Raw genomic sequence first — 15258 nt, forward strand, 5'->3', positions numbered from 1 at the left:
GGAATCCAGTTCGTTTTTGATTTCATGGTTAGAAGCGGACGACACGGTAGCCCTGGCTCTCAAGCCATTTCGTTCGACGCTCGTCGTGGCGCTGCTGGCCGTCGAAACTATGGTGAGCGCCGTCCACTTCGATGATCAGTTTCAGCCGGTGTGAGATGAAGTCGGGGAAATATATGCCAACCGACGCCTGTCTGCGGAAATGGGTGCCTTCCACCGGAATGCGCCACAGATGCCGCCACAGCAGGCGCTCCTCGTCGGTCATTGCCGCACGGAGCCGTTGCGCGGACTGCAACTTGAACCGGTCGAGCTTCGGCATAGAAAATCGCGCTATCACCCCCACCCGCCGCTTCGCGGCGACCTCCTCCATCAAGGGGGAGGTGAGAGGGGCATAGCAACTCGGCTGGCCGCTGTCACCCTTTGCAGAAATTTTGGCTGCCCTGTCGGGACGAGGCGATGCCACCCGTCCTTGGATCAAAGATTTCCATGAACCGAACGCAGCGCTGAAGCGACCCACGCTCAGGCAGGGAACATTTGGCTCAACGACCATGAAAACGGCATCCAGACTTCTACAGATCCTCGCGCTCAGCGCCTGCTTCACCGCACAGGCTCACGGCGCCTTCTCGATGCCGGGCGTGCGGCAGGCATTGCGCACGATCGACGGTACCGGCACCCAAAACATGCTGCCGATCCACGCTTCCTTAGAGATGATGAAACGGGCCTGAAACTCAGGCCGCCAGGCCACCCGCCTGCGTCTTCAAAAATGCCTCGCCGCAGGCCTTCGCGAGATTGCGCACCCGCAGGATGTAGCTCTGCCGTTCGGTGACCGAAATCACACCGCGCGCGTCGAGCAGGTTGAAGACATGGCTGGCCTTGATGCACTGATCATAGGCCGGGAAAACCATGCGGTGCATCGGCAGATTGTCGTTCGACGCCGGCGCACCGGCATCGAGCAGCGCCTTGCACTCGGCCTCGGCGTCCTCGAAATGCCTGAGCAGCATCGCTGTGTTGGCGTATTCGAAATTGTGACGCGAATATTCCTGCTCGGCCTGCAGGAAGACATCGCCATAAGTGACCTTGTCGGCCCCTTCGCGACCGTTGAAGTTGAGGTCGTAGACATTGTCGACGCCCTGCACATACATGGCCAGCCGTTCCAGCCCGTAGGTGAGCTCGCCAGCCACGGGCGCGCATTCGATGCCGCAGACCTGCTGGAAATAGGTGAACTGCGACACTTCCATGCCGTCGCACCAGCATTCCCAGCCGAGCCCCCAGGCGCCCAGCGTCGGGCTTTCCCAATCGTCCTCGACGAAGCGGATGTCGTGCAGCAGCGGATCGACGCCGATCGCCGCCAGCGAGCCGAGGTAGAGCTCCTGCAGGTTGGGCGGATTCGGCTTCAGGATCACCTGATACTGGTAATAATGCTGCAGCCGGTTCGGATTCTCGCCATAGCGGCCGTCCTTGGGACGGCGCGAGGGCTGGACATAGGCGGCGTTCCAGCGTTTTGGCCCAAGCGCGCGCAGCGTCGTTGCCGGATGAAAGGTGCCGGCGCCGACTTCCATGTCGTAGGGTTGTAGGATAACGCAACCATAGGCCGCCCAATAATTGTGCAACGTCAGGATCAGCCCCTGGAACGAGCGGCTGGGATGCATATGGGCGGGGATTTCAATCGTCGGGATTTCAATCGTCACGGGGGCCTCGACAGCACAGGCTAGCTTGCCGGCACGTCCTAGAGACACGACGGCGAAGCGTCAAGCAAAGCACGCCCGTGCGGATCGCCTGGAGCGTGCGGGATGATGTTGAAAGCATTGCGAGGGGCTGGCCCATTGCCGGTCATGGAAGCCTGAGGTCTGTTCGATGCGTCGTCCATGTCAATGACAACAGGTCCAGCCATGCCCAGCCCGATCATCATCCGCCCCATTGCGCCCCAGGATTTCGACCAATGGCTGCCGCTGTGGGATGGCTACAACGCATTCTATGGCCGCTCGGGCGAAACGGCCCTGGCTAGCGAGGTAACGGCGATGACATGGTCGCGCTTCTTCGATGCCTATGAGCCGGTCCACGCGCTGGTGGCCGAAAGCGAGGGGAAGCTTCTCGGCCTCGTGCATTACCTCTTACATCGCAGTACCACGGCAATCGCGCCGAATTGCTACCTGCAGGACCTTTTCACCGCACAGGCCTCGCGTGGCAAAGGCATCGGCCGGGCGCTGATCGAGGGTGTCTATGAGAGCGCCCAGGCCGCCGGCTCTGGCCGGGTGTACTGGCTGACGCATGAAACCAACCACACGGCGATGAAGCTCTACGACAAGGTCGGCGAACGCTCCGGCTTCGTCGTCTACCGGAAGATGTTCTAGAATCTGCTGAGATTATGGGTCGGAAACGAAAACGGGGCTCCGAAAAGAGCCCCGCTCGCAATCAAATAGCTCACTTCACCCCTTCGGGGCGGGCACCGGCTCTGGCTTGACCTTCGGGGTTTCCTGCGCCGTGTTGGATTCGATCGGCGGCAGACCCTTCATCAGCTTCTGCTGCAAGGTGGCCAGCACATCGGGATCCGGCTTCAGGTCGCGGGCCTGGTTCCATTGGAAGGTTGCTTCCAGCTTGCGGCCGACGCGCCAGTAGGCATCGCCGAGGTGATCGTTGAGAACCGGATCTTCCGGCTTCAGCGACACGGCGCGTTCCATTTCGCGCACGGCGTCATCGAACCTGCCGAGGCGGAAATAGGCCCAACCCAGCGAATCGACGATGTACCCGTCGCTTGGCCTGAGGTCGACGGCCTTCTGGATCATCGCCAGGCCTTCCTTGAGGTTGGTGTTCATATCGACCCAGGAATAGCCGAGATAATTCAGCACCTGCGGCTGGTCGGGGAACAGTTCCAGTGCCTTGCGGAAGTTCGGCTCGGCCTTGGGCCATTCCTTCAGCCGCTCATAGGCGATGCCGCGCTGGTAGAAGATATTCCAGTTGGCCGCGGTCGGTGTCTTCAGCACATCGACGGCCTTGTCGTAGAGATTGGCCGCCGAGCGAAAATCGTCCTTCGAGGAGTAGACGCCGCCAAGCGCCAGATAGGCGCGCATGTCATCGGGATGCGCATCAACAAAAGCCTTGAGATGGGTGATCGCCTCGTCCTGGCGGTTGAGATCGGCAAGGTTGAGGCCGAGTTGCAGGTCCGAAAGCTCCTTCAGCGGCGAGGTAGCGGGGATCCGCCGATAGAGCGCGATGGCGCCCTCGCCGTCCTTCAACTGCTCGGACACAGCCGCGAGCTGCACGAGGGCGGCGTCGCTGTCAGGCCTCAGGGCGAGCGCATACTGCAGATAGAGGCGCACGAACGGCTCGCCGCCGCCACGGTTGAGCGCGGTGGCGAGGTCGAGCAGAATTTCCGACGCACCATCCGACGGGCCTGCAGCGAAGGGCGCAATCTTGTCGCCCTTGGCGATCATGCCGCGCAAGGCGACGATTTCCAGCTTGCCCGGCGAAAACGCCTCGGCCTGGTCGAGCACCGACAGCGCCTTGGCCTTGTCGCCCTTGCGGGCCAGGAACGAGGCGTAGGCCTGCGCGTTGCGCATCCAGGTTTCGGGAGCGGCACCGCCGGCGGCCGTGTCCTGCATGGTCGCGGCGTAGATCGCTTCGGCCTTTTCGGGCATACCGGATGCGTCAGCGATCAGCGCGCGGTGGAACGACTTGAACAGGCCGAACCAATCCGGCCCCTGCAGCTTGTCGATGGAGGCCATCGCGTCGGAGGCTTCGCCGGCGCCCTGTTGGGCCCAGCCGGACATCACCCCGGAGATCAGCCGGTCGAGATCGGATTCCAGCGACAGCTTGAGCCAGTATTGCGCCTTAGTGAAATCCTTCTTGTGGAAGGAATCAACGGCGAGTGCCAGGCGCGAGAAGCGCTCGACATCGGGAACTTCCTTGAGCTTGTCGGCATAAACGAGGGATTCGTCGAAGCGGCCTTGCGCGATCAGCGACAACATCAGGCTCTGCTGCAGGCCGGTGTCGCTCGGGTCGAAGGCCAGTGCCTGCTTGTAGTAGGCGATGGCGCTGTCGAGGTCGTTGTCGCCTTCGGCGATCCGGGCTGCCAGATAGGCGCCCGAGAACGACGTGATCTTGACCGGTTCTGTGGTTTGCTTGGCATAGGCCGGCAAAGCCGAGATCGCCATGCCTGCCACAATTGCCAGCCTTGTCAGCCAGCGCGCACGTCCTTGCCGCATCGTATCCCTTTCAGCCAGGCGCCATCTCCGCGTCAGCGGGATCGACGTAGACTCGATCTTTCCAGACAAAGCATGGCCTTTTTGGGGTCGTGCTTCAATCCGCCTCGAATTCACAATCGGGGCACCCGATTAACAAACCATGGCGACAGGCACCAGTTTTCCGATCTTGAATTTCGGCCATGGCCCTGCTCGGAGCCGAACATATCACGGATTCGACCGCTGGGCTCGGCGCCAATATCAGCCCTCGCCTGACGAGGCAGACCGCTGTACCAGCGTGCCGCTATATCCGCCGGCCGCAATCGTGCTGCACAGCTCGTTCCACTCACAGCCGCCGCAAGCCTTGCGCACACGGCCAGCCGAAAACGCCCGTCGCATCCGCGCCAGCATCGCCACGTCGAGATCGAGACGGGTGCCGACCCGGATCGGGCGCGCCAGCAACTCCTCCACATCCTGTGCCGCGAGCCGGTCGCGCTCGACGACGCTCTCGTTGAGACAATGCGGTTCCGGCTCGTCGAGCAACGGGGCGCAGACATCGTCGGGGCCGGAAACGAGGAGGATGTCCTCGCCCCGGCTCAGGCGGTCCGCGACGCGATCATAATTGGCGGTGAAGGCGGGAGTGTATCCCTTGCCCACATAGGTGAGCAGGCAAAGGAGGTGATGAGCGCGCAGCCTGATTGTCACGGATTGGCCGGTTTCGCCTTGCCGCCGGGAAGGGCCATGAGGGTCGCAGCACCGAGTGCCGATTTGAGCAGCCCGCCGAGGAGGAAGGGCAGGAAGCCGAAGGTGACGGCCTGTTCGGCGCCGATCATCACGGCTAGCCATGCTGTTCCGAGCACCAGGCAGGCAAGGTTGCCGAGCAGCATGGCGACGAAGGCAAGCACCACCCTGTTGCCGTTCCAGCCGCGTTCGGCGAGCCAACCGACAAGCACGCCGGCAAGCGGGAAGGCAAAGAGATAACCACCCGTTGGCCCGACGAAAAACGACGCACCGGCAGCGCCTCCGGCCAGAACCGGAAAGCCGACCGCGCCCTCGACCAGCCACGCCGCGATGGTGATCGCGCCAAGCCGCCAGCCATAGAGCGCGCCAATCAAGGTCACGGCGAAGGTCTGCATGGTCACCGGCACCGGCACCATCGGCACTTCGATGTAGGACGACAGCGCCAGGAACAGCGTGCCGAGCGCGACGGCTCCAGCCTGCCAGGCCAGAGAACGATCCTGAAGCCGGAGCGGGCTGAATGACGGCCTGCTGGACGAGAATGCGACGTCTGTCATTGCGATTCCTTCGATCGATTGCAAATTATAGATAATTTCTGATTTCGATCTATTATCGAATCCACAAATCTGCCGAGATAGCAAGCCCTGGCTGTGCAAGGCGTCGTCCTAGCCGACGATGGCAAAGGCTTCGCGCGTGGTCCCGGAAGCTGTCCTGACCGGCTTGCGGCCGATCCATTGGACATGCCGCCCCAGCGTCACGGCCGCCGATTCGGTGTTTCCCTGCCGCAAGGCGGTGAGTATCGCGCGGTGATCCTGATCGGTGCGTGTCTCCCACTCGGAGCGCCATGCCGCGAACAGGAAACGGGCACTCGCCGCGTGCAGGTCGTCGATGGTGGCGAGGAGGCGCGGCATGCCGCATGGCGCCAGGATCAAGCGGTGGAAGGCGCGATTGGCTTCCTCCCACGACCTGACATCGCGGGACTTGTCGCCGGCCTTGGTCGCCTCCTCGGCGAGATCGAGAATGGCAGATGTCAGATGTGGCGCGGCGTGGCGCAGCGCCAGCACTTCGAGTGCGGCGCGCATTTCGGCGACCTCCTTGACCTCGCCCAGATCGAAAGATGCCACGCGCACGCCACGGCGTGGCTCACCGATGGCCAGCCCTTGCGCCTCAAGACGGCGGAAGGCTTCGCGCACCGGGACATGGCTGGTGTGGAATTCCTCGGCGATATGATCCTGCCGAAGCCTGGCCCCCGGCTCGATCGCGCCCGAGATGATGCGGTCCGCCAGCACCTTGCTGATGCGGACGGCTATGGTGTCGTCTGTGCCCTTCGCCATGTTTTATAGATAATTTGCGATGGGGCAGCTTGTCGAGACAGCGGGACCGAATTCGCAAACGTCCTCCCCAGCGTAGGCAAGAGGGAGCGTCGCGAAAGGCCAGCCTTTAGTTCACCCGGCTGATGCAGAAATCGATCACGTCGATCAGCGCCGATTTCTGCGGCGTCGCTTCAAGCGGCGCCAGCGCGTCGCGGGCGATCTCGCCGAAATGGCGGGCGCGCCCGATCGTATCGGCAATGGCGCCGTGGCGGGTCATCAGGCCGATTGCCTTTTCCAGGCCGGCGTCGTCGGTGACATTGTCCTCGATGGCGCGCTTCCAGAAGGTGCGCTCGGCCTTGGTGCCGCGCCGATAGGCGAGGATGACCGGCAAGGTCACCTTGCCCTCGCGGAAATCGTCGCCGACATTCTTGCCCAGGTCCTTGCTTGTGCCGCCATAGTCCAGCGCATCGTCGATCAGTTGGAAGGCAAGGCCGAGATTCATGCCGTAGGAGCGCAGCGCGGCGCGATCATTGCGCGTCGCCTGGGCGATGACAGGGCCGACCTCGGCAGCAGCCGAAAACAGCGCCGCGGTCTTGGCCTTGATGACGGCGAAATGCTCATCCTCGGTGGTTTCGAGATTCTTGGCGGCGGCAAGTTGCATGACCTCGCCCTCGGCGATGATCGAGGCCGCGCTCGACAGGATGTCGAGCGCTTCGAGCGAGCCGACATCGACCATCATGCGGAAGGCCTGGCCGAGCAGGAAATCGCCGACCAGCACGCTTGCCTGGTTGCCCCAGATCATGCGGGCGGTCTTCTTGCCGCGGCGCATGCCGCTCTCGTCGACGACATCGTCGTGCAGAAGCGTCGCCGTATGCATGAATTCGACCGCAGTGGCGAGCTTGACGTGGCCCTCGGCGGCATAGCCGAACATCTGAGCGGCGGCGAGCGTCAGCATCGGCCGCAGCCGTTTGCCGCCGGACGAGATCAGATGATTGGCGACCTCGGGGATCATCTCGACGTCGGAGCCGGCCTTGGACAGGATCAATTCATTGACGCGCCCCATGTCGGCCGCCGTCAGATCGATCAGATCCTTGATGGAGGCGGGCTCCCGCTTCCCGTTTTCGATGTTGAGAACGACACCCACGACAATCACTCCCGTCTTGGTATAACGCGTGCGACGGCACCCTTAGTCCCTCTACGGACTCTAGGGCGGCGGACGTGGCCACGGCAAGTGGCGAATTGGCGCGGCGGCGATGACGGAATGTCAACCGATGCCGAAAGGCAGTTCCGTTTTGCCACGGAAATCCGCCTGCCCGTTTACATCAGCGCTGCAAACTGAGAGTTTCGCCCGATGATAGAGCTCATTCGCACCAACGACGCCGTCATCATCTCCTTTGTCGAATCGCTGATGCGCGATGCCGGCATCGGGTGTTTCGTCGCCGACCAGAACATGAGCGTGCTCGACGGCTCGCTTGGCATCCTTCCGCGGCGCGTCATGGTCGACGCCGACCAGGCCGACGCGGCACGGCGCATCCTAACGGATGCCGGCATCGCCAACGAAATCCGCGGAAAATAATGTCCGCCGCGCCGGCCACCCTCGTCTCGGACACGCCAGCCCATACGGTCGATGCTTTCCATCGCGGCCGATTCTGGCTGGTGCAGCCCAAGCAAGGCGGCCATCGCGCCGGCATGGATGCGATGATGCTGGCAGCATCCGTGCCGTCCTCCTTTGCCGGGCGTCTCGCGGATTTCGGTGCCGGCGCCGGGGCCGCCGGACTGGCGGTGCTGTCACGCTGCCCGGCCGCCGAGGCGGTTCTGGTCGAACGCGCGCCCGAAATGTCGGCCTTCGCGGCGGCCACCCTTGCCCATCCCGGCAATGCCCATCTCAGCGATCGTGCCTCTGTGCTCGTCGCCGATGTCACCGTATCTGGGCGGGCTCGAGCGGCCGCCGGCCTCGCCGACAATGATTTCGACTTCGTCATCATGAACCCGCCTTTCAACACAGCACGGGACCGCGCCACCCCCGATCGCCTCAGAAAAGAAGCCCATGTCATGGAGGACGGGCTGTTCGAAAGCTGGATCCGCAGCGCGGCAGGGGTGGTCAGGCCGCGCGGCGGGCTTGCCGTGATTGCCCGTCCCGAGCAGCTCGGCGCCATTCTCGATGCGATCGCGGGGCGCTTCGGCGATGCCCAGATGCTTGCCGTCCACCCTCGCCCCGACGCGGCGGCAATCCGTATCGTTGTGCGGGCAACGCTCGGGGCGCGGGGAAAGCTTGCCATCCGCCCGCCCCTGATGCTGCACGCGCAGTCAGGCCACGGCCCCGATGAGCGCAGCGAAATGATCACCAACGGCCTCGCCTCGCTGTTCGGAGATTGAGCTATTCAGCCGGGCCACATTGCCGTTGGCCGGGAAATGCCTACATGCCTGCAACCTATCGACTGGAGACCGCGCCCTCGTGAAACGACTTATCAACCGCCTGCTGCCGAAATCCTGGCGCTCCACCGTCGTCACCATTCCGGTCATCCGGCTGCACGGCACCATCATGGCCGGCGGCGGCCAGTTCCGGCCGAGCCTGTCGCTGGCTTCGACGGCCGGCCTCATCGAGAAGGCGTTCTCCTACGACGCGCCGGCGGTCGCCATCTCGATCAATTCGCCCGGCGGCTCGCCGGTGCAGTCGCGGCTGATCTTCAAGCGTATCCGTGACCTGGCCACGGAAAAGAACAAAAAGGTGCTGGTCTTCGTCGAGGACGTCGCGGCATCGGGCGGCTACATGATCGCGGTCGCCGGTGACGAGATTTTTGCCGATCCGTCCTCCATCGTCGGTTCGATCGGCGTGGTCTCGGCCTCGTTCGGCTTTCCGGAACTGATGAAGAAGATCGGTGTCGAGCGCCGTGTCCACACCGCCGGCCAGAACAAGGCGGTGCTCGATCCGTTCAAGCCAGAGAAGAAGGAAGACGTCGAACGCCTGAAGGCGCTGCAGCTGGAGGTGCACGGCACGTTCATCGATCTAGTCAAGGAGCGGCGCGGCACGAAACTGAAAAACGATCCGGACCTGTTCACTGGCCTGTTCTGGACCGGCATCAAGGGCCTCGAACTTGGCCTGGTCGATGCGCTTAGCGACATGCGCACGGTGCTCAAGACCCGTTTCGGGGCGAAAACCCAGCTCAGGCTGATCACGGCGCCGCGCGGTTTCCTCGGGCGCTTCGGCCTGTTCGGTTCGAGCAAGGGCTTCTCAGTGCCCGATATCGCAGCAGCCGCCGCCAGCGGCGTGATCGATGCGGCGGAAGAGCGCGCGTTGTGGGCACGCTTCGGGCTTTGAAAAGCCGACAAAACCGTCTAGCATCAGAGCCTGAAGTCTCATGCATGTCGTTTTCCCAAAATCGGATCGACATGCATCAACCGACCCGACCGGCCGCCTTCGCCGGCCCAGCGTGGGAGGAGTTTTGGCATGCCGCAGATCATTTTCTTCACCGTCGTTGGCGTCGCCGCCTATTTCGGCTACCGCACCTTCATCCGCGAAGCCGAGCGCGTGACCGCCAAGGTGCGGCGCACCGAAAAACAGGCGGCCAATGGGGCGATCGGAACGCTGGTCAAGGATCCGAAGACCGGCGAATACCGGCTGGCCAAGGACTGAGCATCATTTCGCATACCATTGTGGACACCGACATCGGGTCGCGTAGCTGGCACGCGCACGCCAAGATAAATCTTGCGCTGCATGTCACCGGCAGGCGCCCTGACGGCTATCATCTGATCGAAAGCCTGGCGGTGTTCACGCGGTTTGGCGACAGGGTCGAAATCGGGCTCGCCGACAGCGACGGGTTTGCCGTGTCCGGCCGCTACGCCCCGGCCGTTCCTCTCGATGCGAGCAATCTGGTGCTCAAGGCGCGCGATGCCTTGCGACAGGCGGTCGGGCACGAGAGAACACCGCCGGTCGCCATCCGGCTCGAAAAGAACCTGCCTGTCGCCTCCGGCGTCGGCGGCGGGTCGAGCGATGCGGCGACCGTCCTGCGCGGGCTGGTGGAGATATGGGCCCTGGACATCGACGGCATCGAGCTGGCACGGATCGGCCTCTCGCTTGGCGCCGATGTACCGATGTGCCTGGCGGCCAGGCCGCTGGTCGCACGCGGCATTGGGGACGAGCTGTCGATGGTGCCGGATTTTTCGGCGCTTGGGCTGGTGCTGGTCAATCCGGGCACGCCGCTCTCGACGGCCGAGGTCTTCGCAGCGCTTTCGCGTCGTGACAACGAAGCCTTGCCGCCGCTGCCACGCAGCATCGACTTTCACAGCCTGCGCAACTGGCTGGAGATCACCCGCAACGATCTCGAGCCTGCAGCGCTTGCCATGCAGCCCGCGATTGGCAGGGCGCTTTCCTGGCTGAACAAGGCTGGATCCGGTTTTTCGCGGATGTCCGGGTCGGGCGCAACCTGCTTCGGCCTGTTCGAGACCGGCAATGTCGCCAAGCGCGCGGCCGCCGAAATCCGCGGCCGCCAGCCCGACTGGTTCGTCGCGGCGACACGCAGCATCGCATCGGAGGGCGCTGATGGCCAGAATTGACGAGAGCCGTTCCTTTATTCCCGTGCGCATCGCAGTGCTGACCGTTTCAGACACGCGCGGCCTCGCCGACGACAAATCCGGCCAGACATTGGCCGATCGCATCACCGAGGCCGGCCACATCCTGGCAGCCCGCGATATCGTCACCGACGACCGGGAGAAAATCCGCGACAAGGTTCTGGCGTGGTCGCTGGACAAGGATATCGATGTCGTGATCACCACCGGCGGTACCGGCTTCACCGGTCGTGACGTGACACCGGACGCGCTGGAGCCGATCTTCGAAAAGCGCATGGACGGCTTTTCGGAAGTTTTCCACCGCATCTCCTACGACAAGATCGGCACCTCAACGATCCAGAGCCGGGCAACCGGCGGCGTCGTCAACGCCACCTTCGTCTTCGTGCTGCCGGGTTCGCCAGGCGCCTGCAAGGACGCGTGGGACGGCATCCTGAAGGCGCAACTCGACTACCGGCACATGCCGTGCAACTTCGTCGAGATCATGCCGCGCCTGGACGAGCATCTGCGGCGTGGCACCAAGGCTGGATAAACAGGCTCAGCGGATGACCGGCTCGCCATGGAATCGCCGGCGCGATGGCGGCGATACGCCGAAGCCGACTTCCATCATCAGCCGCGGCGTGCGCGCCGGCACGGTGCCCATGTGGAAGCCGAACGGGTCCTCGACGAAGCCGAGACCGGCCTCGCCAGTCAGCGTCACCGGGCTCTGCTCGCCATACACATCCAGAACCTCTTGTGCGGGATGGCCGACCAGGAGGGTGAGTTGATGCTTGAGACTGCGTCGCTTGTGGCTGCCCCTGACATAGACATGCGGACCGGTGTCGGCATCGACCGCCTTGAGATAGAAAAAGAATTTCAGCATGCGCCAGTCGTCGAGGTCGAAATGATACTTGCCCAGCGAGGCAAGGTTCTTGTCGGCATCAGAGGCAGCACCGGTCGGAAAACTCCACCAGACGCGCGTCGTGATCAGTTTTGCCTGGCAGCCGAGATAGTGCGCGGCAACATCCAGAAGCAGCGGATCGCGCTGGATGGCCAGCGCCGCCGGGCAGTCGAGGATGCGCTCGAAAAAATGCCCACTGAGCAGCGAGCGGCCGAAGCGCTTCTCGGCCTCGGAATGTTCACCCGGCATGAATTCGAGGCGGCGGTCGAAATTGCCGAAGCAAGGCGTGCGTCCGGCGAAGTCAGCGATCTCCTCGTGGATATCAGACGGCAGGACCAGGCCTGAAAACAGCCCGTCGGAGCGCAGCGCTTCGACCACGGCTTCACGCTCGACGCCGGCAAACATCGTATCCACCGTATTGTCGACTGGACGGGCGCGTTTTGCACCCAGCCAATGCATGCGGCGTCCAGGCATTGTACGCGCCAGCACGAACATCGGCAGCCAGGCGGGGTTTTCGCGAAGATCCTTGAGATAGGTCGGAATGCGCACGGCGATGCGCCGCAACAGGCCGCCGTTGCGCGCAATGGCCTCGAGGCTGGCCGTGCCGGAATTGTCGGGGGTTGTAAGATTCATTGGGTCCTCGACTATGAGAGCGCCACCGATGCCGCATCGGTGTTCACCACTCGGCATGACCCAAACCCAATTCACCGCTTCGGTTGGAAACTAACCCGGCGTCAGATTTTGTGCAATGCACAACGGAGAGAGCACCTGCAAAAAATCATTGTCGTGAGCGATGCTTCTGCTTTACCGGCGCTACCCAGATCTCGGCGTCGAGCCGCTTTGTCGCTAGGCCGCGGGCGATGGCCTCGGCGCTGCCGGCACTCTTGGCCGAGGCCGCGGCCTGACGCTTGCTGATCAGCAATCCGTCGGCCAAGGCACGGTTTCCCGAAAAGACGCGCGCCAGGAACGGCGTGCGGCTGCCGCGCGCCCGCGAAAACCGTGCCGGCATGGTTTGCCTGGCCGTATGGTCGACCACCACGTCGATCCAGCCCTCCACCAGCCGTGCGCCCGGCTCCAGCAGCAGCAGCCAGTCCCCCTTGGCCTGGCGGATGCCGGCAGCAACGCCGCCAGTCACGTACTGACATCCGGCATGCTCGGCCACGCGATGCGTCTGGTCGGTGGAGCCCGTGTCGCAGACGATGACTTCACGCACGACGCCCTCGACCGCGCCGCCAATCAGCGAGGCAAGCGTGCGGGTAAGGCCCTCCTCGTCATTGCGGGTTTCGATGAGAACACTGAGCATCATTAGCCGAATAGCGGAAAGCGCGGCACAGCGCCAGTTATTGCAGCGCACCATAAAAAGTTCTTGCTTTGTTCTCATCGACAAAATAGGAATAATTTCATGAACAGAGCGATTCGACACAACATGGACAGTCCCTGGGAGCGGGCGAAGATGGAACAGATCGTGCGAGCCGACATTGCAGCTTTCGGAGCAGGAAGAGCCGAGATGGCCAATGCGATGATCGAGCAGAGTGGCGTGCGTGTCCGTCCGGACCGCAACCGCGGCAGGTCGGCGGGCATCAATCCGTCCGGCCGGTTCGAGCCAGTCAGCCGGCATGTGTTCGACGATGGCTGGAATTCGCTGGAGGAACTGCCGCCCTTCAAGACCGAAGTGCAGGTCGAGAAGCCGCGCACCATCATCACCCGCAACGAATCGCCCGACATCTCCTTCGACCGTTCGATCAACCCCTATCGCGGCTGCGAGCACGGCTGCGTCTATTGCTTTGCCCGGCCGACGCACTCGTTCATGGGCCTGTCGCCGGGCCTCGATTTCGAATCCAAGCTGTTCGCCAAGCCGGATGCGGCGCGCTTGCTCGACAAGGAGCTTTCGAAGGATGGCTACCAGCCGCGCACCATCGCCATCGGAACCAACACCGATCCCTACCAGCCGATCGAGAAGCAATATCGGATCATGCGCGAGATCCTCGAAGTTCTGGAAGCGCGCGGCCATCCGGTCGGCATCGTGACAAAATCCGCGTTGGTGACGCGCGACATCGATATCCTGTCGCGGATGGCCGAACGGGGGCTCGCCAAGGTGGCGCTGTCGGTGACGACGCTCGATCGCATGCTGGCCAGAACGATGGAGCCACGCGCGTCGACGCCGACCAAGCGGCTGGAGGCGATCCGCCAGCTTTCGGATGCCGGCATTCCGGCTTCGGTCATGGTCGCGCCGATCATCCCGGGCCTGACCGACCAGGAGATGGAACGCATCCTCGATTCGGCACGCGCGGCCGGCGCTCGTGAGGCGGGCTATGTCGTGCTGCGCCTGCCGCTGGAAGTCAGCCCGATCTTCAAGGACTGGCTGCTGCGTCATTATCCTGATCGCTACCGCCATGTGATGTCGCTGATCCGCTCGATGCGCGACGGCAAGGACTACGATTCGGAATGGGGCAAGCGCATGAAGGGCGCCGGTCCCTATGCCTGGCAGATTGGCCGGCGCTTCGAGATCACCGCCAAGCGACTCGGCCTCAATGCCGAACGGCGCACGCTGCGGACCGACCAGTTCGTTGTCGCCGCCAAGGATCAGTTGCAGCTGACGCTGCTTTGAGAATGCACTTCATTGCGGCGGTTTGATCTGCCGCAGCATAGGAATTCCGTCCGGCCTGCCCCGGCCTGCAGACGGTGCCCTCCCGGTCCGACGCCCCACCCGACCCGGAGGGACTTGCGGAGAATCGGAGCCGATGCGAACCTCGCCGCAACATGGCTCGCGCGCGTTCCGATTCTCCGCTTCTCTTTGAGATCATCGAGAAACCCGACTTCTCCTTCGAGACGAAGGCGATGGCGGACGGCCTGTGGCCGGTCGCCGGGATGGACGAGGCCGGCCGTGGCCCCCTGGCCGGGCCAGTGGTCGCCGCGGCCGTGGTGCTCGACCCCGCCAACATTCCGGACGGGCTCGACGATTCCAAGCGCCTCAGCCATTTGCAGCGTGAGGCCCTGTTCCTGCGAATCCTCGGCTCCGCGCTAGCGGTTTCAATGGCGTCGATCAGCGCCGAGGGCATCGACGGCAGCAACATTCTCAAGGCCAGCCTCGAAGCCATGCGCCGCGCGCTGGTCGGCCTGTCGGTTCAACCAAAGCTCGCCCTTGCCGACGGGCGCGACGTGCCACCGGGCCTGCCTTGCGCCGGGCGCGCGCTGATCAAGGGCGACCAGCGTTCGCAGTCGATCGCCGCCGCCTCGATCGTCGCCAAGGTTATGCGTGACCGCATGATGTGCGGCTGCGGCAACCATCACGACCGCTACGGGTTCGAAGTCCACATGGGCTACGCCACGGTCCGCCATCGCACGGCGATCGAAGCGCATGGCCCGGTGGCGCGGCTGCACCGCGTGTCGTTTGCGCCGTTTCGGCTTGGCGGGGTGGAAGTGGCGGAAGAAGAGAGCTTGGCCGGCCTGGATTGAGTTAAGCGGCTGCGACAGCAGTCTCCCCCCTCGAGGCAGGGGAATCGCATATGGCGATTTTGAGCTTGAAGTTGGTTTGAGAACGGATTCTTTGGGAAGGCAGTCCACCGAAGGAGTGACTGCCATTTCCAGC

Annotated in this window: 19 protein-coding genes; 10 read left to right on the forward strand and 9 right to left on the reverse strand. The window is 63.4% G+C overall.

All coding sequences use genetic code 11. The features are described from left to right. Nucleotides 1–28: 28 nt before the first annotated feature. Nucleotides 29–547 carry an endonuclease domain-containing protein gene (locus tag ASD99_RS32845; protein WP_082583441.1) on the reverse strand — a complete coding sequence of 173 codons (519 nt, stop codon included), beginning with the start codon at nt 545–547 and terminating at the stop codon, nt 29–31. Here ASD99_RS32845 and ASD99_RS34190 point away from each other — a divergent pair. Beyond that, entirely contained in the window at nt 546–722 is a 177-nt protein-coding gene (locus ASD99_RS34190) for a hypothetical protein (protein ID WP_164482326.1), read from the forward strand. The two genes, ASD99_RS32845 and ASD99_RS34190, sit on opposite strands and share 2 nt — an antisense overlap. Before the next feature lie 3 nt (nt 723–725). On the opposite strand, the gene ASD99_RS27830 is transcribed toward ASD99_RS34190, so the two are convergent. Then, nucleotides 726–1646 (reverse strand): glycine--tRNA ligase subunit alpha, encoded by a 921-nt coding sequence (locus tag ASD99_RS27830; RefSeq protein WP_056581147.1) that lies wholly within the window; start codon nt 1644–1646, stop codon nt 726–728. 240 nt (nt 1647–1886) lie between these two features. Here ASD99_RS27830 and ASD99_RS27835 point away from each other — a divergent pair, with 240 nt between their 5' ends. Then, nucleotides 1887–2348 carry a GNAT family N-acetyltransferase gene (locus ASD99_RS27835; RefSeq protein WP_057145530.1) on the forward strand — a complete coding sequence of 154 codons (462 nt, stop codon included), beginning with the start codon at nt 1887–1889 and terminating at the stop codon, nt 2346–2348. 75 nt (nt 2349–2423) lie between these two features. Here ASD99_RS27835 and ASD99_RS27840 read toward each other — a convergent pair whose 3' ends face one another. The 5 genes from ASD99_RS27840 to ASD99_RS27860 form a co-directional block, all read right to left on the reverse strand. Beyond that, on the reverse strand, nt 2424–4199 hold the full coding sequence (locus ASD99_RS27840) for a tetratricopeptide repeat protein (protein ID WP_057145531.1): 1776 nt from the start codon (nt 4197–4199) through the stop codon (nt 2424–2426). A gap of 237 nt (nt 4200–4436) precedes the next feature. Beyond that, complete coding sequence (locus ASD99_RS27845) at nt 4437–4880, reverse strand: DUF1284 domain-containing protein (protein WP_057145532.1); 444 nt, start codon at nt 4878–4880, stop codon at nt 4437–4439. Further along, a complete protein-coding gene (locus tag ASD99_RS27850; RefSeq protein ID WP_057145562.1) occupies nt 4877–5470 on the reverse strand; it encodes a biotin transporter BioY in 594 nt (197 codons plus the stop codon). The genes ASD99_RS27845 and ASD99_RS27850 overlap by 4 nt, the downstream gene beginning before the upstream one ends. A gap of 108 nt (nt 5471–5578) precedes the next feature. Continuing rightward, nucleotides 5579–6247 carry a GntR family transcriptional regulator gene (locus ASD99_RS27855; RefSeq protein ID WP_057145533.1) on the reverse strand — a complete coding sequence of 223 codons (669 nt, stop codon included), beginning with the start codon at nt 6245–6247 and terminating at the stop codon, nt 5579–5581. A gap of 106 nt (nt 6248–6353) precedes the next feature. Beyond that, a complete protein-coding gene (locus tag ASD99_RS27860) occupies nt 6354–7370 on the reverse strand; it encodes a polyprenyl synthetase family protein (RefSeq protein WP_056581915.1) in 1017 nt (338 codons plus the stop codon). A gap of 207 nt (nt 7371–7577) precedes the next feature. Here ASD99_RS27860 and ASD99_RS27865 point away from each other — a divergent pair, with 207 nt between their 5' ends. The 6 genes from ASD99_RS27865 (at nt 7578) to moaB (ending at nt 11321) form a co-directional block, all read left to right on the forward strand. Continuing rightward, entirely contained in the window at nt 7578–7802 is a 225-nt protein-coding gene (locus ASD99_RS27865; RefSeq protein WP_015318845.1) for a DUF2007 domain-containing protein, read from the forward strand. Further along, nucleotides 7802–8602: a tRNA1(Val) (adenine(37)-N6)-methyltransferase gene (locus ASD99_RS27870; RefSeq protein ID WP_057145534.1), complete on the forward strand. Its 801-nt coding sequence runs from the start codon at nt 7802–7804 to the stop codon at nt 8600–8602. The genes ASD99_RS27865 and ASD99_RS27870 overlap by 1 nt, the downstream gene beginning before the upstream one ends. Nucleotides 8603–8681: 79 nt before the next feature. Continuing rightward, nucleotides 8682–9545 (forward strand): S49 family peptidase, encoded by an 864-nt coding sequence (locus tag ASD99_RS27875; protein WP_057145535.1) that lies wholly within the window; start codon nt 8682–8684, stop codon nt 9543–9545. A 129-nt stretch (nt 9546–9674) separates the two neighbouring features. After that, nucleotides 9675–9860: a hypothetical protein gene (locus ASD99_RS27880; RefSeq protein WP_056581167.1), complete on the forward strand. Its 186-nt coding sequence runs from the start codon at nt 9675–9677 to the stop codon at nt 9858–9860. A 20-nt stretch (nt 9861–9880) separates the two neighbouring features. Beyond that, complete coding sequence (locus tag ASD99_RS27885; RefSeq protein ID WP_056581170.1) at nt 9881–10780, forward strand: 4-(cytidine 5'-diphospho)-2-C-methyl-D-erythritol kinase; 900 nt, start codon at nt 9881–9883, stop codon at nt 10778–10780. Then, nucleotides 10767–11321 (forward strand): molybdenum cofactor biosynthesis protein B, encoded by a 555-nt coding sequence (gene moaB / locus ASD99_RS27890; RefSeq protein WP_056581175.1) that lies wholly within the window; start codon nt 10767–10769, stop codon nt 11319–11321. Before ASD99_RS27885 ends, moaB begins: the two co-directional genes overlap by 14 nt. 6 nt (nt 11322–11327) lie before the next feature. Here moaB and ASD99_RS27895 read toward each other — a convergent pair whose 3' ends face one another. After that, nucleotides 11328–12302, reverse strand: coding sequence for a hypothetical protein (locus ASD99_RS27895; RefSeq protein ID WP_057145536.1), 975 nt, complete (start codon nt 12300–12302; stop codon nt 11328–11330). Between the two features lie 145 nt (nt 12303–12447). Continuing rightward, nucleotides 12448–12972 (reverse strand): glycosyltransferase, encoded by a 525-nt coding sequence (locus ASD99_RS27900; protein WP_057145564.1) that lies wholly within the window; start codon nt 12970–12972, stop codon nt 12448–12450. Nucleotides 12973–13122: 150 nt separating this feature from the next. Here ASD99_RS27900 and ASD99_RS27905 point away from each other — a divergent pair, with 150 nt between their 5' ends. Together ASD99_RS27905 and ASD99_RS27910 are read left to right on the forward strand one after the other, a co-directional pair. Further along, nucleotides 13123–14277: a PA0069 family radical SAM protein gene (locus ASD99_RS27905; protein ID WP_056581181.1), complete on the forward strand. Its 1155-nt coding sequence runs from the start codon at nt 13123–13125 to the stop codon at nt 14275–14277. A 152-nt stretch (nt 14278–14429) separates the two neighbouring features. Then, nucleotides 14430–15125 carry a ribonuclease HII gene (locus ASD99_RS27910; RefSeq protein ID WP_056581182.1) on the forward strand — a complete coding sequence of 232 codons (696 nt, stop codon included), beginning with the start codon at nt 14430–14432 and terminating at the stop codon, nt 15123–15125. The last annotated feature ends 133 nt before the right edge of the window (nt 15126–15258 follow it).

This window comes from Mesorhizobium sp. Root695 (assembly GCF_001428185.1).
In the GTDB taxonomy this organism is placed as follows: domain Bacteria; phylum Pseudomonadota; class Alphaproteobacteria; order Rhizobiales; family Rhizobiaceae; genus Mesorhizobium.

What these genes read in the sequence shown, in the direction of transcription:
- ASD99_RS32845 (WP_082583441.1), bottom strand. Translation starts at nt 547, where the DNA reads ATGGTCGTTGAGCCAAATGTTCCCTGCCTGAGCGTGGGTCGCTTCAGC.
- ASD99_RS34190 (WP_164482326.1), top strand. Translation starts at nt 546, where the DNA reads ATGAAAACGGCATCCAGACTTCTACAGATCCTCGCGCTCAGCGCCTGC.
- ASD99_RS27905 (WP_056581181.1), top strand. Translation starts at nt 13,123, where the DNA reads ATGGAACAGATCGTGCGAGCCGACATTGCAGCTTTCGGAGCAGGAAGA.
- ASD99_RS27830 (WP_056581147.1), bottom strand. Translation starts at nt 1,646, where the DNA reads ATGCATCCCAGCCGCTCGTTCCAGGGGCTGATCCTGACGTTGCACAAT.
- ASD99_RS27910 (WP_056581182.1), top strand. Translation starts at nt 14,430, where the DNA reads ATGGCTCGCGCGCGTTCCGATTCTCCGCTTCTCTTTGAGATCATCGAG.
- moaB (WP_056581175.1), top strand. Translation starts at nt 10,767, where the DNA reads ATGGCCAGAATTGACGAGAGCCGTTCCTTTATTCCCGTGCGCATCGCA.
- ASD99_RS27840 (WP_057145531.1), bottom strand. Translation starts at nt 4,199, where the DNA reads ATGCGGCAAGGACGTGCGCGCTGGCTGACAAGGCTGGCAATTGTGGCA.
- ASD99_RS27900 (WP_057145564.1), bottom strand. Translation starts at nt 12,972, where the DNA reads ATGCTCAGTGTTCTCATCGAAACCCGCAATGACGAGGAGGGCCTTACC.
- ASD99_RS27880 (WP_056581167.1), top strand. Translation starts at nt 9,675, where the DNA reads ATGCCGCAGATCATTTTCTTCACCGTCGTTGGCGTCGCCGCCTATTTC.
- ASD99_RS27835 (WP_057145530.1), top strand. Translation starts at nt 1,887, where the DNA reads ATGCCCAGCCCGATCATCATCCGCCCCATTGCGCCCCAGGATTTCGAC.
- ASD99_RS27850 (WP_057145562.1), bottom strand. Translation starts at nt 5,470, where the DNA reads ATGACAGACGTCGCATTCTCGTCCAGCAGGCCGTCATTCAGCCCGCTC.
- ASD99_RS27870 (WP_057145534.1), top strand. Translation starts at nt 7,802, where the DNA reads ATGTCCGCCGCGCCGGCCACCCTCGTCTCGGACACGCCAGCCCATACG.
- ASD99_RS27895 (WP_057145536.1), bottom strand. Translation starts at nt 12,302, where the DNA reads ATGAATCTTACAACCCCCGACAATTCCGGCACGGCCAGCCTCGAGGCC.
- ASD99_RS27855 (WP_057145533.1), bottom strand. Translation starts at nt 6,247, where the DNA reads ATGGCGAAGGGCACAGACGACACCATAGCCGTCCGCATCAGCAAGGTG.
- ASD99_RS27865 (WP_015318845.1), top strand. Translation starts at nt 7,578, where the DNA reads ATGATAGAGCTCATTCGCACCAACGACGCCGTCATCATCTCCTTTGTC.